Raw genomic sequence first — 15808 nt, forward strand, 5'->3', positions numbered from 1 at the left:
ATTTATATTCAAAAGACGCAAGAACCAAAAATAAGTTCACTGGTTCTGAATGTATAAAGAAATTTACGCTCGAAATGTTTAGACTCGCTTTCATTGCCCTCTTTAGTTTGTTTAATCTCTTTCCGATGTCTCAAGATCAACCCAAAAGGATTGTCTTTTTTGGCGATAGCATAACCGCTGGTTATGGGATTCCGATTGAAAGTGCTTTTCCTGCCCTGATCCAAAAGAAAATCGAGGAGGCAGACCTAGATTATCAGGTCATCAATGCTGGGCTTAGTGGAGAAACTACTGCCGGAGGATTAAACAGAATCGACTGGATTTTAAGGTCGAAGCCAGATGTGTTTGTACTGGAGTTGGGAGGGAATGATGGTCTTAGAGGTTTGAGCATGGAGGAATCTGAGAAGAACCTAAAGGCCATGATAGAGAAAGTGAGAAAGGCGAACCCTAAGGCCGAGATTATTCTGGCGGGCATGCAAATTCCGCCAAACTTGGGGCAAGAGTACACTTCTAAATTCAAGTCGCTGTTTCCAGATGTGGCAAAAGAGATGAACACCAAACTGATTCCGTTTCTATTAGAAGGTGTTGGAGGAGACCCAAAACTGAACCTTTCAGACGGCATCCATCCGAACCAAAAAGGGCATGAAATAGTGGCCGAAACAGTTTGGGAATACCTTAAACCAATGCTCTAGCGAACTAAAAATTCTTTATACTTCTTGAGAATAAGCAAAGTGACTTGATACTCAGTTTTGCCGATAATCTGCCCATCGAGGAAGTTGCAGTACTCCATAAATTCATCGATCACACGATCATCTATTCGGGTCACCCGCTTTACTAGTTCTTTGTTGAAGTACTTTTCGCGTTCAGCTTGCCGTTGCTTTTTGAACTCTTTAGACTTTTTAAATTCGTTGATGATTTTTTCTTGCTGAATCTTCTTGTCAAAAGAGTTCAGAAAGCCAGAAATTGTGATTCCCATTTGACCTTCATGAGCAAAAGGAATTGTTTGCATTTGGTTCCAGTCTCTAATAATTCTTGGCCTGTAAATGCCTAACTCTAGTGTGTCTAGTTTGGGTCTTTTGAGGTAGAAGTTGTCTGAAAGTTGAATGATTTCAATGCTGTCTAATTCATAAACGGCTGGCTTCAACTCGAACACATTTTCCTTATCAAAGTCTAGTTTGTCACGGTCTATTAGTAGCTGAAGCGTTTCATAACCAATGGATGAAATCTGCAATGTATCTCCGTTTTCTACTTCGAACCTAAACTTACCTTCTCCTGAAGCTCCCATGCCTTGAGACTTATTGGATAGCAATACGCTAGCATAAGGTACAGCAAAGCCAGTCTTGGCGTCTACAATTTTTCCGCGCAAAAGTTCTTCTTGGCCAATGGCCGAAAAGCAGCAAGTAATGAGTAAGAAAAGGGTAAGTACTAAGCGCATTTTAGTTTAGACAACTAAAATTGAAAAGAAGTGTACCCGAAAGAAAATGATTAACCCTTTTTAACCGAGTGTTACTTCTGGTTAGAAAGCACTTTGTTAAAGAAAACAGAGAGCCAAATCACTCCAACTGTAAGTGCTAAAAAGTAGAAATAGTAGCTATTCACTTGAAAGTCTAAGCTAGGCGATGGGATGCTTATTTGTTGTTCTTTTATGGTCTCTACTAAGCCTAGATCAACTCCACCTCCAACGAAAATCAGAATAAGCGGAATGAGCATTAAGACACCAAAAGCGATTTTCAAGGCTAACGGTGTTTTGATAGAACGAGTTTGTTCAAAAGCTTGAGCCTTTTCCAGAATCATGCGGTTGAAGCTCATAGAAGGCTCTTCCAACCCTTCGTTCTGAAGTAGCTGTTTTAATTCTTTATCTGATAGCTCAAATTTGCTCATAACAACGATCGCACTTCCGTTTCCAACAATTTCTCAAGTTCAATCAAAAGCCTTTTTCTAGCTCTGTGCAATCTAACTTTTACGTTAGATAATTCCCAATTAGTAATCTCGCAGATCTCTGCTAAGGAGTTTTCGTTGAGGTAGAACAAGGTAATAACCACCTGATCTTCTTCTACGAGTTGCTCTAAAGCTTGTTTAATATAACTGCTCCTTTCGTCTCTTTGTAGGTTTCTCCACTCCATTCCCGATTCAGAAAAGGCCGATGAAGATTCCACAGAATGACTATCAATATCTTGTATATCGAGCTGTTTTTTACGCAGTCTGGTCAATGCAGTATTGTACACTATGGTATAAAGCCAGGTTGAGAACTTAGATTTTCCTTCAAACTGACCAATGTTTTTGTAAGCCTTAACAAAGGCATCTTGCGCTACTTCTTCCGCATCTTCCCTGTTTTTCATCAGCTTGAGCGCCAGTGTAAAAGCCATGGCTTTGTACTCATCAATTAGGGCATTGAATGCAACCATATCGCCTTGTTTTACTTTAGCGATAATCAATTCCATTGCATACCGTTCATTGTGGCCTTTCATTTTTCTGGTTTGACTACAGGCTAATATTTTAGGTTACAGTTCAAGTTACATTTTTTAATAGTTACCGGGCTGAAGAATTTTTTTGGCTAATTTTTAAAATGGGTGTAACCTGATTCTACTGTTCGACATCAAAGCTTGTAGAACTTAAAATTGAAAAATCATGGACGGAGGTTTAGTTACTGCTTTATTCTTTGTGTTCTCAATAGGAGGAACAGTTGGTCTTGTTTACTACTATTATCACACTAGACATAAAGAAAGAATGATGCTTATTGAAAAAGGGGCAGATGCCAAGCTCTTTCAAACGGAGCCCAAAAAGAAGAATTACTTTTTTACCGTAGTACTGGGTATCGTATTCATATCTATTGGCACAGGCATAATTCTCGGGTTTGCCCTATCTAGTCTAGTTCATGAATGGGGATGGTCTAGGCATTCAGGAGATCCATTGCCTTATTTTGTAAGTATTTTCCTTACGATTGGCGCAGGTTTTATTGCTTCATTCTTCGCTAGCAAGAAGTTGAATAACTAGGGCAGCTTAAGGGTCAAAAAAAATCCCTGATCTTCAGATCAGGGATTTTTTTCTTTATGGGCTAAAAATTCTTAGCCTTCCTCTGCCACTACTTCCTTTACATCATTAGGAAGCATCTGTTTCAGCAGGTTTTCAATTCCATTTTTTAGAGTTACTGTAGACGCTGGGCAGCCACTACATGAACCTTGGAGACTAACGGTTACAATGCCTTCATTGAAAGAGGAGAAACCTATGGCTCCACCATCTTGCTCAACAGCTGGCCTGATGTATTCGTCCAAAATCCCTTTAATCTTCTTCACTACTTCAGAATCGTTTTCGTCAAATAGTGGATCTTTATCTAGTTCTTCAAGAAGTAAAGGCTTCTCATTTTCTAAATAAGGTTTGATTACCGACTTAACCTCATCCTGAATTTCTTGCCATTCTACCTCTTCCTTCTTTGTTACGGTAATGAAGTTGCTCATGTAAAAAACACGATCAACATAAGGTAGTTTAAATAATTCCTGAGCTAGGGGAGACTGATCGGCTGCTTCTACATTAGGGTAATCAAAACTAACACCGTCTTGTAGTAGCATAAAATTAACCACAAACTTCATTGAGTTTGGGTTCGGATTGGCCTCCATGTAAATATTAACAGGTCTCATAACTATTCTCTTTTGCGCTGTATTAACCGCAAAGGTACAAGATTAGTTCTTAGGCATCTTGTAATTCTCCTTCTGTTTTAGCCACAATGGTAGAAACAGATGCATCGCCTGTTACATTTACCACTGTTCTAAGCATATCTAATGGCCTATCTACAGGGAAAAGAATAGCAACCCAAGCAGGGTTAAGCCCCACAGACTGAAGTACAAGAATCATCATAATTAAGCCTGCACTTGGTACAGCAGCCGAACCTATAGACGCCAAAGTGGCGGTAAGCACAATAGTTAATTGTTGAATTGCAGTGAGTTCTACCATGTGCATTTGTGCTAAGAATACAACCGCTACTGCTTGATAAAGGCTGGTGCCGTCCATATTTACGGTAGCTCCAACAGGTAAAACAAAGCTGGCTACTTTTTTAGAAACACCCATGTTTTCTTCAACGCACTCCATAGTTACAGGAAGCGTTGCAGCACTAGAGCTGGTTGAAAACGCCATTAACTGAGCAGGACCCATTTTCTTAAAGAAGGCTCTGTAATTAATGTTAGTGAATAGCTTGATAATTACTGGGTAGAACACAAATATTAAGAAGAGTAAACCCAGAACAAGTGTGCCTGAATAACTGGCAAGTCCTTTGAAAACCTCAATTACCTCAGCAGGTGTGTCTGCCATTTTTGCTATGATACCGGCTAAAAGGGCAAATACAAAGAAAGGAGCTGCTTTCATTACCAAATCCACCATTTTGAGGAATACCTCATTGGTGCCATTTACAAAGTCGGCAAGGCCTTTAACTTTTTCATCAGGTATCATGGCCATAGTAATGCCGAAGAATATAGCGAAGAATATGACCTGAAGCATGAGCTGCTGATTGGATAAGGAAAGAACAATGTTCTCTGGAACCATATCAACTATAAATTGAAGCGGACCAGCACCCTTATTCTTTTCGGCAACCTGCATTTTGGCATCAAGGTCAGCTTTGGTGGCCTCATCAAGTTCTAATTCACCAGCATCTATAGTATTATATTTTGGGTCGTTCAGAAGGTTTTTACCATCTAGAATCTCAACACCATCAGTAGCTTGTACCCATCTTTCGTATTGTAGTCTGTTTTTTATGCGCTGCTCTTCATCAATAAATTTACCTGGCTGAAGTACATTTACTAAGAGTAAGCCAAGCCCCACAGCGGTAACCGTAGTTACCATATAGAAGCCAAGCGTTTTACCTCCCATTCTGCCTAATTGCGACATGTCTTTAAGGCTAGAAACTCCACCAATAATGGAAAATAGTACTAGAGGAACCGCTATGTATTTTAGCATTCGGATAAAGATTTGTCCGAAAGGGTCTATCCAGTCTATTGTAAATTGATTCCAGCCTAAATAACTAGAGACAAATGCCCAGATCACACCGGCTACTAGGCCTAACATGATTTTAATGTGCAAAGGAAGCTTCTTCATGAATAGGAAAGAGGGTTATTAAAGTCGATTTGACCTGCTAATTAGCAAATAATCGGCAATAACCAAAGCTGACATAGCTTCTACGATGGGCACTGCTCGAGGAACCACACAAGGATCGTGACGACCTTTTCCGGAGACTGTCACCTTTTCGCCAGCTTCATTAATGCTTTCCTGATCTTGCATAATGGTAGCCACAGGTTTGAAAGCTACATTAAAATAAATGTCTTCTCCATTGCTAATGCCACCCTGAATACCACCAGAAAGGTTGGTTTTGGTCTTAATCTGCTCTTCTTCCTTATAAAAAGCATCGTTATGGTCAGAGCCATTTAACTTAACTCCTTCAAAACCACTTCCATATTCAAAGCCCTTAACTGCATTAATACTGAGCATGGCTTTGCCTAACTCTGCATGAAGTTTATCGAAAACTGGTTCGCCAAGGCCTGCTGGAGTGCCTTTAATTACTCCGGTAATTATTCCACCAATGGTGTCTCTGTTCTTTCTGGTTTCATCAATCAGGGCAATCATCTGCTCTGCCAAACTAGAGTCGGGGCATCTAACAATATTGTTTTCGGCCTCAGAGAGGTCTAATTCTGTATACGACTTCTCTAATTTTAATGACCCAACTTGAGAAACATAAGCATCACAAGAGATACCATAGTGTTTTAACAATAGTTTGGCAATGGCTCCTGCTGCTACACGAGCAACTGTTTCTCTGGCTGAAGAACGCCCTCCGCCTCTATAATCTCTAATGCCATATTTGGCCTGAAAAGTATAGTCAGCGTGAGATGGCCTGAACTTATCGGCTATGTGAGAGTAGTCTTTACTGCGCTGGTCTCCATTTCTGATGATAATGCTAATAGGTGTGCCTGTAGATTTGCCTTCAAAAACACCTGAAACAATTTCAAACTCATCTGCTTCTTTCCGTTGAGTAGTGATTTTGGATTGGCCTGGCTTTCTCCTGTCCAGTTCAGATTGAATAAAACACTCATCTATTGCTAGGCCGGCTGGGCAACCATCTATGACTACTCCTAAAGCTACTCCGTGCGATTCACCGTAAGTATGAATCTTGAAAATATTACCGAAAGAACTCCCCATTATTTTCTTATAAACATAAACGCTGCGGCTCCTAAAAGAGCAGCAATTAACAGATTGGCAATTATCTGGGTAGCATTGCTTTTATCCAGACTTTGTAATTCGTTCGATGCAATATCTATGTTGTCATAGAAAGAGCCTAAATCTGTTGAAGAAATTGATACATTCTCTTTGCTTTCCCCTGTAACCATCAGCTTCACTTCAGACTTTAATGTGTCGTAGTTTTCTGTTTCAGGATTAAAGAATATCCAGCTGAAATAATCTTTTAGGTCATACTCTCCTGGCTCGTTTGGAATACCGAAGTAGCTATATCTTTTAGAGCCTGTAACCCTGCCTGCGCCCCTGTTAATGTCTTGTGCCACGTTAGGAGGGTAAATATCCATCTCTTTTGTGTCTGGTATGCTTGGGTCAGGAATACCAGAAATATTTCCTTCGCCATAAATATTAAACTCATAAGAAAAGCTCTCTCCAGTTTCTACCGAGTTGGTGCTAATTTTTTCATCAAGCTCAAACTGACCAACAGCTACTTTGTCTTTCAACGGGTGTGGAGGCAGGGCTTTAACCTTTACAGTTTTTTCTCGAGTGTTGAAGGTTTTAAAGTCTTCTTGTCTGTCTCTACCAAAGAATGAGGGCGATTTAGCCACTCTGTATTTAATCATTTCGAAGGGAACCGAAGGAAACACGACAGGCTCTAGGTTGAGTGGGTAATAAGTGGCCTGGTAAATTTTGTAGCGAGTGTAATTTTTGCCATTAAGTTCAACCCTTTCACCATAAATATTCTCAATGCTGAAGTTTTCTTCCCAGCAGTTTTCAGGTCTAAGATCTTTTAGAATAGTGGAAAGCTGCTTGCCAGCCTCATGGAACTGTAGAGGCGCTCTATTGGCATCTGCCACATAGAAAGCAAAGGTTGTTGTAAAGCCTTCGCCCACATAAACTTCATCTTTGTCGGTAGTTAGGGCCAGAAAGGCGTCTTCCTTAACATCCATAAACTCAGACTCTGTGTTATTCCTGTTTCTGCCGAACAAGTCATCGAACGGATCGTACCTGCGCCTGTTGTTCTGTCTTCTTTCTACAGGAGGCGTAACCTTAATAGTTTTGCCTTGAGAGCTCACTTCTGTGCCATTTACTTCAAGCGAAAAAGGCTCTAGTGTATAGGTGCCTTCTTCCAGCGGCATATAGCGCTGAGTAATGCTTTGCGAAGATGATATCTCACCATTTACAATATTTGTTTTGCTCGAAGAAGAAGTACCTCGCTTTGCAAATCCATCGATATTAGGAAAATCAGTGTAGTTCTTAATTGCTGCATTATTTACGGTAACAGTAATGGTAAAGAACTCATTCATACCTACTTCGTTTGGCCCAAGTTGTACCGAAATTTCCTGAGCAAATGCAGCTCTGGAAAGGCAGAAGATTGAGGCAAGAACAGATAAAAAAACGCCAAAATTTCTCATAATTTTTTCTTATATTCGTTTCCCTTTCAGGAAATAGGTCTTCAAAGATAAACTCATTTTTGAAAGCATATAACCTGAATTATTTATCCTACGTATGGGTAGGTACGACCTAAACAAAAAGTAGATTCATAACCCTAAAACGTTCTTAACATGCTGGAGTATTTCAAGACTATTCTCGCCAAGGTAAGCTTTGATGGCCGCCTTTTCGAAAAAGAGTTGAGAAAAGCGATTAAGTCACTCATTAAAGATGAGTTACAAGAGCTGAAAAACTGGTGTAATGCCAGGTTTGGGCATGTATACGGCCCAATAATCGAAAAACAGTTCGTATTAGCACAATAATTTTTAAAAAAGACCCAGCCCATCCTAACCGATGGGCTTAAATGTTTTTGAGGAATTCTAGGTTGCGTTCTAGGCCTTTAAGCTTGGTTCTTTTTACTGCCGATTTACGAAATGCTTTGCCAAAAACCTCTTCTGTTAAATCTTGCCAATTATTGTTAAGGAGCTCTAAAAGTTCTTTGGGCGGTAAAAAAGCCTCTTCTTGATGCGGTTTTGAGAATCGATTCCAAGGGCAAACATCTTGGCAAATGTCGCAACCAAAAGCCCAGTTTTCCATCTTTCCTTTAAACTCCTCAGGTATTCCTTCTTTTAATTCTATGGTGAGGTAAGAAATGCACTTACTAGCATCTACCTCATAAGGTGTTATGGCATCAGTTGGGCAAGCATCTACGCAACGTGTGCATGTTCCACAATAATCTTTTATAGGGCCATCGGCCTCTAATTCTAAATCAATAATAAGCTCGGCTAAAAAGAAGAAGCTGCCCTGATTTTTGGTTATAAGTAGTGTGTTTTTGCCCGTCCACCCCAATCCAGATTTCTCGGCCCATTGTCTTTCCATTACGGGTGCAGAGTCCACAAAAACTCTCCCTTCAATCTCACCTATTTCTTTCTGTAAGTCTAAAAGCAGCGTTTTGAGTTTGTCTTTTATTACAAAGTGGTAGTCTTTGCCGTAGGCATATTTGGCTATTTTGCTCTGATTTGGGTGCGTTTCGGCTAGGTCGATTTCAGGATAGTAATTGTACAGAAGTGAAACCACAGATTTTGCTCCTGGTACTAGTTTGGTAGGGTCTAGGCGTTTGTCGAAGTGGTTTTCCATATAGCTCATTTTTCCATGAGCACCCTTTTTAAGCCAGCTTTCTAGGCGAGGAGCTTCCTCTTCCAGGAATTCTGCTTTGGAAATACCACAAAAATCGAAGCCATGGTTTTTGGCCATTTGCTTTAGCAACTGGGTGTTTTTAGAAACCGATGGATTCATGGGGCTAAACTAGCGCCTTTTTCCGTTTTCTAATATTAATGTCGTCTCCCACTTTTAGCCAGCCATCAGTTTCTGGTATAAAGTTCTCACCGAAAAGTATCTTGTTTCCAGTTTTTCTATAGCTGGCTAGAGTTTTAAGCGGTTCAGTTCCTTTTTCTGCTGTTTGCTGGTTTATGGTTGTCATTACGCAGCGGGCGCATGGTTTTACACCGAATAACTTTAGCGCACCAATCTCAATTTGAGCTAAAGCATCTTCTTCATGCGCTTCAAGACCTTGCAGTACTAGATTTGGCCGAAAACGATCCATAGGAATCTCCGTTTCTAGCTTACTATTCAATAAGTCTAGAGACTCTTGACTAATAGCCAAAATTGGATATCCGTCTGCAAAACTGACTACATCATCCTTAGCTGGAGCGTATCGCTGATCTGCAATGCGCTGGCTATCGTCATGCATGTAAACCAGTTGAACGGTTTTGCCAAGAAACTCCGAAAACCATTGGTTCACTTTCATATCCAAAGGTTTTGCTTCGCACTCATCGTCCCAAATGGTTACTTTCATGGGAGAGGAACTGGGTTCAGACACCTCAAAACCCAAGGTACTTAAGGTGCCGCTTCTGTCTTCAACAAAAATTAGATTGTCCTTCATAGAAGGTTGTAGTAGAGCGAGTTTCGGGTTTTCTCTTTGGCTTACAAATCGACCATTCTCGTCAACAAGCATCCACCTTCTGTCATACTGAAGGCCTCTTCTTTCAACTTTCGACTGAACAAGTTCAATACCCCCTAATGACTTAATGGGGTATATGTGTAAGCTTTTTATTGTAACCATGCGCTAAGATAATATTAAATCATCGGCCCACTCACCAAGGTCTGCTTCGGTGTCTATGTCGTTGAGTGTAACTATTTTTTCATGACTCATGCCGAGTCTCTCAAAATCCTTCTCAGTTTCTGAACAAACAGATTCGGTACTCCATTCTTTGTTATGAAAAGGTTCTTTACATGGTTGGGAAAGCCCGAGCAAGTAATAACCACCATCTTCAGATGGTCCAATAACAGCATCTGTTTTATCTAGAGTATGGAAGGCTGTCATGATAATTTCCGTGGTCAGATCGTAGCAATCGCTACCAATGATGCAGACTTGCTGATAGCCTTCTTCAAAAGCACGGTTAAAAGCATCTTCCATTTTTTCACCCAGATGACCTTCCACCTGAACATTCTTCTCGAAGCCCTTATTGGGCCATAAGTCTTCCCTATCTACAAACTGATCGTAACAAACTACTTTGTCGAAAGGCAGCGGTTCCGTGGCATCTCTAGTCTTTTCTAATAAACGCTTGTATATCGCTAAAGCAGACTCTTCTCCAACAGTTGCAGCCAATCGTGTTTTGGCTCTTCCTAGCTTCGGATTTTTTACGAATATGATGAGTAACTTCTTTTTCATTTAGTAAACAGCAGTGCCCTTTTTCAACAAGGGGGCAAAGCTTTTGTTATAGGTGTGAATGTTCTTAGTAGTATTGCCTGCAGAGTCTATTACGGGCAGCTCATTGTTGGCCCATCCTAGAATGCCTTCTTGCATATCATAGACCTCAAATCCCATATCGCTCAGTTGCTTGGCTATCCTATTACTTCTTACACCAATAGTGCAGTAAATTAAAATAGGTTCATTTTTATTGAGCTTATCAACCAAGCTTTCTTCATAAAGTATTGAGCCTTTCAGGTGACTAACAGCAAACTCATCTTGAGCCCTAGCATCAATTAACACATAGCTTTTTTTCTGAAGCATTTGCTGTGCTTCTTGGGTGTCGATGCGTTTTACATCTGAATCCCAAAAGCTATAAACTCCATTACGGAAGACATATACTCCAAAGGCTATAAACAGAAGGGTGAGACCAGTAGCTATCAAAAACACTCTTTTTTTAGACACATACGCAAATTAGCCAAAGTGCGGATTAGAACATAATAGACAAGAGCGGTGAAATTTCGATAGCTGGTGAATAAATCACTATTTTCGAGCAACAGCAATATGAAAAGAAGGAAGCTCAGCACAGAAGAATTGGTAGAAGGTATCCGCTCAGGAAATAGAGTGATTTTGAGTCGTGCAATTACCCTGATTGAAAGTAATAGAGAAGAAGACCAGAAGCAGGCCGAAGACTTACTTCAGGCCATTTTATCAGATACAGGTAAGTCATTCCGTCTAGGAATTACAGGTGTACCAGGCGTTGGAAAGAGTACCTTTATAGAGTCTTTCGGAACGCTTTTGACGGAAAAGGGAAAGAAATTGGCTGTGCTTACTATAGATCCTAGTTCTCAGCGAACCAAGGGAAGTATTTTGGGTGATAAGACGCGAATGGAAGAGCTGGCGCGAAATCCGAATGCCTTTATTCGGCCTTCTGCATCTGGTTCTACTTTGGGAGGTGTAAGCGGAAAAACTAGAGAAGTGATGCTGCTTTGCGAAGCTGCGGGTTTCGACTTTATTATTATTGAAACGGTGGGAGTAGGGCAATCGGAAACCCATGTGCATGGCATGGTAGATTTCTTCTTGCTGCTGATGTTGGCAGGTGCAGGAGATGAGCTTCAGGGCATAAAAAAGGGCATTATGGAAATGGCCGATTCTGTAGTTATCAATAAAGCCGATGGAGATAATCTGAAGCAAGCGAAACGGGCTAAAGTTGAATATCAGAACGCACTGCATCTTTTTCCTGCAAATCCTAGCGGTTGGATTCCTCAAGTGAAAACTTGTTCGGCATTAGATAAATCTGGTTTGGAAGAAGTTTTTGAAATGCTCACGAAGTTTCAGACTCAAGTGGTAGGGAATGGCTTTTTCGATAAAAATAGAGCTAATCAGCAAGTGAGTTGGTTCAAAGAAAACTTGAACGAGTTGTTGAAAATATCTTTCTTCAAAAAGCCTGAAGTTCAACAGCGCTATCAAGAAAAGCTTCAAGAAGTTCAGTCTGGTAAAACCCCAGCTTTGAATGCTGCACATGATGTGATAAATGCTTTTTGATTGTCTCTTGGCTTTTCAGCCTTGATTTCCGTCTGATCTTCAGTACTGACGGAAATCCATCAGTATCGAAAGTCAGGTGGGAAGGTCATATGTTCGCCTAAATTTAAGCCTGACATTGGTCTGGATATCCGCACTAAGGCACAAAAATAAACCCCAACCAATTCGGCCGGGGTTTAATCGATATTTAAAGTTTGGGTCTTGCCCCAAAACCTTTATTCTCCTTTTCTAACACTAGAAGCTCCAGATGTGTCTGCATTTACTGAAGCTCCACCTCTATACCTGATGCTTGAAGCGCCACTGGCGTGTACATCTAGTTTTCCGGTTACATATACGTTAGCAGATCCTGCACCACTTACTCTAATGTCTGCATTAACAGACTCTAAATCGTAAGCTCGGTATGTAGTAGCACCAGATGTTTTTACTACCTGCTCTTTGGCAATACCTTCTAAGCTGATTACGCACGCACCGGAAGATTCGAGATAAAGTTCTTCAACTTCCATTTCTAAGTTTATTACCGTAGCGCCAGATATTTCTAGATCTAACTTTTTTCCCTTAAGGGCGTCTCTGGTATTTAGAACAACAGCGCCACTAGCATTTATTCTGTCTAAAGATTTAACGGTTAAGTAGGCCTTTGGGCTGTCTCTCATTCTTTTGGTATCGCGAGAGTCTCTAATTCTGATCACCAAAGTGCCACCTCTTACTTCAGTAATAATGTCGTCCATATATCTGTCTTCAGCCTCTATTTCTAAAGACTCAGTACTTCCAACACTAATTTCTACCTTAAAGGCACTGCTTACAGAAAGTGCGCTGAAGTTGCTTACATCACGTTTCTCTCTACTTTGGCCGAAAGCAAGCTGACCGAAGGTCAATAGACCTGCAATCATTAATATGCCCATCAAACGTCTTTCCATTAATTTTTTCATCATTTTAAACTTAAATTCTGAACTAAAGATAGGAGTTGCTCCCGAAGGTTGCATCGTAGCCGATAAATTCTTCAAGAGTTAACGCAATTGGAATCATTTTAAAGAACAGGTCATTGAAGTGACAATGAAACAAAACCTGTTTCGATTTATTTAGTGTAATAACCTCTGTATGCAACACGTAGTGATAATCGGAAATGGAATTGCAGGAATAACCACTGCCCGGCACCTCAGAAAACTGAGTGACGATCGGATAACCGTGATTTCTGCCGAAACCGACCATTTCTTCTCCAGAACAGCCCTAATGTACATTTACATGGGGCACATGAAATATGAGCATACCAAGCCTTATGAAGACTGGTTTTGGGAGAAAAACAGAATCGAACTGAAAAGAGCCTATGTTTCTGCAGTTGATACCGCTAAAAATGAGCTACAATTTCAGGATGGTTCATCTTTGAACTACGATAAGCTAGTGATTGCTACAGGTTCTAAGCCCAATAAGTTTGGCTGGCCTGGTCAAGACTCTAAAGGTGTTCAGGGGCTATATAGCTATCAGGATTTGGAGCTGATGGAAGCCAATACCAAAGATATTCAGCGGGCAGTGATAGTTGGTGGTGGACTTATAGGCATTGAAATGGCTGAAATGCTGCTGTCGCGAAATATTCCGGTTACGTTTTTGGTTCGTGAAAAAAGCTTCTGGAGTAATGTGTTGCCTAAGGAAGAATCAGAAATGATTAACCGGCATGCATTGGAGCACCATGTAGATTTAAGGTTAAGCACAGAGCTAGATGAAATTGTAGCCGATGAACAAGGTAGAGTTAAGGCGGTGAAAACAAAAAGTGGTGAGACTATAGTCTGTCAGTTTGTAGGCTTAACCGCTGGCGTTTCTCCGAATGTAGGTTTTATCAAGAACTCAGAAATAGAGGTGAACCGAGGAGTTTTGGTCGATGAATTTCTTCGAACCAATATAGAAAATGTATATGCCGCTGGAGATTGTGCTGAGTTCCGTGAACCGAATGGTGAACGAAAACCAATAGAGCAGGTCTGGTATACAGGACGAATGATGGGAGAAGTTTTAGGCCGAACATTGGCTGGCAAACAAACCGCATACAAGCCCGGGAATTGGTTTAACTCTGCTAAGTTCTTTGATATTGAATATCAAACATACGGTTGGGTTTGGCCTGAAAAGAAAGACGATGAATCTGATTTTTATTGGGAACATGAGTCTGGTAAAATTTGTCTTAGGCTTCGCTGGAAGTCAGACTCAGGCAAGCTTACTGGGGTGAATAACTTTGGCTTCCGACTCAGACACCATGCCTTCGATAAGTGGTTCAAAGAAGAGAGGTCAGTTGAGTATGTGCTAGAACACCTGCGTGATGCCAACTTCAACCCAGAGTTTTATAAACAGCACGAGCAAGAAATTATCAATCAGTTTAATTCCGAAAACGGAACACAGCTAAAGCTGAAGAAAAAGAGCTGGCAACGAATTTTAGATTTTGTCTCATAAAGCAAACAATATGTCTCAAGCAGACCCAAGTTTATCAATATCCAATCCGCACCCTGATAAAACAGATGCCATTCAGAAGGCAGGATTAGCTTTAGCAGGGCTAGGATTACTCACCTTTTTTCTAGCATGGGGCAATGTGCCTATTCCAAAAGCGCTTGGTTTAGCCGTGGCGCTAGGCGGAATTATTATAGGAACTACTATTTACTCGTGGAGGCTCTATAAGAACGAGCCGGAAGGTATCAAGAACAATGGGGTGATGTTTAAAAGCTTGACCAGCAGAGGAGTAATTGGCTGGACAGTAGGTGTAATTCTTACAGCTTTCTATGTGCTCTTATATTGGTTTCCTGAATATTTGGGATATAAAGAGAGTGGCGCTAATGAAGGGTTTGTTGCTCTATTCGATCCACTGAGTCAATTTTTCAAAGGCAAACCAGCTTCGCAATGGTTTATGTATGGAACCCTGTACACATTAGCTATTCTGTCTCTGGGAATAAAATTTTTACTTAAATACAGAGGCAATAGTTATCAGATCAAGAGAACCTTAGTGGTTATTGCCGCACAACTGTTTTTGGCCTACCTAATTCCAGAAATACTGGCCGGACTTAATTACAATGATGCTACTAATGCCCAAGGTGAATACCTTGGCTATTACGATACAGACATCAAAAACACGTGGCCCTTAGACTATGACTACTTTTATGACTGGCACTTAGATGCCATGCAAGAAGAGGCCTATCAACCTGTAGGTATTTTATATCTGATTATAGGCATTGCTATGTTTTTGGTCTTTACGCCAATTCTTACCTACTATTTGGGTAAGCGTTGGTACTGTTCTTGGGTTTGCGGTTGCGGAGGTTTGGCCGAAACTGCGGGTGATCCTTTCCGACATTTGTCCTCTAAAAAGCTCAGTGCCTGGAAATTGGAAAGGTGGTTAATTCACAGTGTTATGATTTTTGTTTTTGTGATGACAGCCGCTACTATTTATGGCTATTTCTTGAATACAGGTGAAGTCTTTGGATTAAACATTTATAACAATTTTCAGAAGCCATACGGATTTCTCATTGGTGCTACTTTTTCGGGAGTAATTGGTGTTGGCTTCTACCCAATGTTAGGTTCTAGAGTATGGTGTAGGTTTGGTTGCCCAATGGCTGGCTACATGGGTATTATTCAACGATTCAAGTCGAAATTTCGAATTACTACCAATGGAGGGCAATGCATCTCTTGCGGAAACTGTTCAACCTATTGCGAGCAAGGTATTGATGTGCGTTGGTATGCCCAGAGAGGTCAGAATATAGTTCGTGCTTCTTGTGTGGGTTGTGGCATTTGCTCGGCCGTATGTCCAAGAGGCGTATTGAAGCTGGAAAATGGCCCTGATGAAAACAGAACTGAAGCTCCAGCTATTATAGTGGGCAACGAAAGTATTGAAATAGCTAAATAGTAAAAAGTATT

Annotated in this window: 18 protein-coding genes; 6 read left to right on the forward strand and 12 right to left on the reverse strand. The window is 40.7% G+C overall.

From position 1 onward, the window contains the following. Nucleotides 1-125: 125 nt before the first annotated feature. Entirely contained in the window at nt 126-689 is a 564-nt protein-coding gene (locus tag T7867_RS08000) for an arylesterase (protein WP_245660213.1), read from the forward strand. Here T7867_RS08000 and T7867_RS08005 read toward each other — a convergent pair. The 3 genes from T7867_RS08005 to T7867_RS08015 all read right to left on the reverse strand — a co-directional run bounded on the left by T7867_RS08005 (nt 686) and on the right by T7867_RS08015 (nt 2465). Next, nucleotides 686-1432, reverse strand: a complete 747-nt coding sequence (locus T7867_RS08005; protein WP_068217777.1) for a carboxypeptidase-like regulatory domain-containing protein — start codon at nt 1430-1432, stop codon at nt 686-688. The genes T7867_RS08000 and T7867_RS08005 overlap by 4 nt on opposite strands. Before the next feature lie 71 nt (nt 1433-1503). Beyond that, nucleotides 1504-1878: a hypothetical protein gene (locus T7867_RS08010; protein ID WP_068217780.1), complete on the reverse strand. Its 375-nt coding sequence runs from the start codon at nt 1876-1878 to the stop codon at nt 1504-1506. Next, nucleotides 1875-2465, reverse strand: coding sequence for an RNA polymerase sigma factor (locus T7867_RS08015; RefSeq protein WP_068217783.1), 591 nt, complete (start codon nt 2463-2465; stop codon nt 1875-1877). Before T7867_RS08015 ends, T7867_RS08010 begins: the two co-directional genes overlap by 4 nt. Nucleotides 2466-2625: 160 nt before the next feature. Between T7867_RS08015 and T7867_RS08020 the strand changes: the two genes are divergently transcribed. Then, nucleotides 2626-2991, forward strand: coding sequence for a DUF6249 domain-containing protein (locus T7867_RS08020; protein WP_068217787.1), 366 nt, complete (start codon nt 2626-2628; stop codon nt 2989-2991). A gap of 71 nt (nt 2992-3062) precedes the next feature. On the opposite strand, the gene T7867_RS08025 is transcribed toward T7867_RS08020, so the two are convergent. Genes T7867_RS08025 through T7867_RS08040 form a run of 4 tightly spaced genes read right to left on the reverse strand, consistent with a single transcriptional unit; the run spans nt 3063 to nt 7622 of the window. Continuing rightward, on the reverse strand, nt 3063-3632 hold the full coding sequence (locus T7867_RS08025; protein WP_068217790.1) for a NifU family protein: 570 nt from the start codon (nt 3630-3632) through the stop codon (nt 3063-3065). A 49-nt stretch (nt 3633-3681) separates the two neighbouring features. Further along, nucleotides 3682-5079: a dicarboxylate/amino acid:cation symporter gene (locus tag T7867_RS08030; protein WP_068217793.1), complete on the reverse strand. Its 1398-nt coding sequence runs from the start codon at nt 5077-5079 to the stop codon at nt 3682-3684. An 18-nt stretch (nt 5080-5097) separates the two neighbouring features. Further along, complete coding sequence (gene aroC, locus T7867_RS08035) at nt 5098-6174, reverse strand: chorismate synthase (RefSeq protein WP_322300052.1); 1077 nt, start codon at nt 6172-6174, stop codon at nt 5098-5100. Beyond that, complete coding sequence (locus T7867_RS08040) at nt 6174-7622, reverse strand: BatD family protein (protein WP_288340775.1); 1449 nt, start codon at nt 7620-7622, stop codon at nt 6174-6176. Before T7867_RS08040 ends, aroC begins: the two co-directional genes overlap by 1 nt. A 150-nt stretch (nt 7623-7772) precedes the next feature. On the opposite strand from T7867_RS08040, the gene T7867_RS08045 reads away from it, so the two are divergent. Further along, nucleotides 7773-7961: a hypothetical protein gene (locus tag T7867_RS08045; RefSeq protein WP_322300053.1), complete on the forward strand. Its 189-nt coding sequence runs from the start codon at nt 7773-7775 to the stop codon at nt 7959-7961. Between the two features lie 37 nt (nt 7962-7998). Here T7867_RS08045 and queG read toward each other — a convergent pair whose 3' ends face one another. From queG to T7867_RS08065, 4 genes are read right to left on the reverse strand one after another with little or no spacing between them, the layout of a single operon-like run. Continuing rightward, nucleotides 7999-8934, reverse strand: a complete 936-nt coding sequence (gene queG / locus T7867_RS08050) for a tRNA epoxyqueuosine(34) reductase QueG (RefSeq protein ID WP_322300054.1) — start codon at nt 8932-8934, stop codon at nt 7999-8001. A gap of 4 nt (nt 8935-8938) precedes the next feature. Beyond that, complete coding sequence (locus T7867_RS08055; RefSeq protein ID WP_322300055.1) at nt 8939-9760, reverse strand: MOSC domain-containing protein; 822 nt, start codon at nt 9758-9760, stop codon at nt 8939-8941. A 3-nt stretch (nt 9761-9763) separates the two neighbouring features. Then, the gene (locus T7867_RS08060) at nt 9764-10369 is read right to left on the reverse strand and encodes a TIGR04282 family arsenosugar biosynthesis glycosyltransferase (RefSeq protein ID WP_322300056.1); all 606 of its coding nucleotides are present in this window, start codon (nt 10367-10369) and stop codon (nt 9764-9766) included. Then, on the reverse strand, nt 10370-10852 hold the full coding sequence (locus T7867_RS08065; RefSeq protein WP_322300057.1) for a rhodanese-like domain-containing protein: 483 nt from the start codon (nt 10850-10852) through the stop codon (nt 10370-10372). It lies immediately after the preceding gene. Nucleotides 10853-10951: 99 nt separating this feature from the next. Here T7867_RS08065 and meaB point away from each other — a divergent pair, with 99 nt between their 5' ends. Then, nucleotides 10952-11932 (forward strand): methylmalonyl Co-A mutase-associated GTPase MeaB, encoded by a 981-nt coding sequence (gene meaB / locus T7867_RS08070; protein ID WP_322300058.1) that lies wholly within the window; start codon nt 10952-10954, stop codon nt 11930-11932. Nucleotides 11933-12144: 212 nt separating this feature from the next. On the opposite strand, the gene T7867_RS08075 is transcribed toward meaB, so the two are convergent. Then, nucleotides 12145-12858 (reverse strand): head GIN domain-containing protein, encoded by a 714-nt coding sequence (locus T7867_RS08075; RefSeq protein WP_288340780.1) that lies wholly within the window; start codon nt 12856-12858, stop codon nt 12145-12147. A gap of 166 nt (nt 12859-13024) precedes the next feature. Here T7867_RS08075 and T7867_RS08080 point away from each other — a divergent pair, with 166 nt between their 5' ends. Next, nucleotides 13025-14359, forward strand: coding sequence for an NAD(P)/FAD-dependent oxidoreductase (locus T7867_RS08080; protein WP_322300059.1), 1335 nt, complete (start codon nt 13025-13027; stop codon nt 14357-14359). Nucleotides 14360-14369: 10 nt separating this feature from the next. Then, nucleotides 14370-15797, forward strand: coding sequence for a 4Fe-4S binding protein (locus T7867_RS08085; RefSeq protein WP_322300060.1), 1428 nt, complete (start codon nt 14370-14372; stop codon nt 15795-15797). Nucleotides 15798-15808 lie beyond the last annotated feature (11 nt).

Source organism: Roseivirga spongicola, from assembly GCF_034376045.1.
GTDB classification, from domain to species: domain Bacteria; phylum Bacteroidota; class Bacteroidia; order Cytophagales; family Cyclobacteriaceae; genus Roseivirga; species Roseivirga spongicola.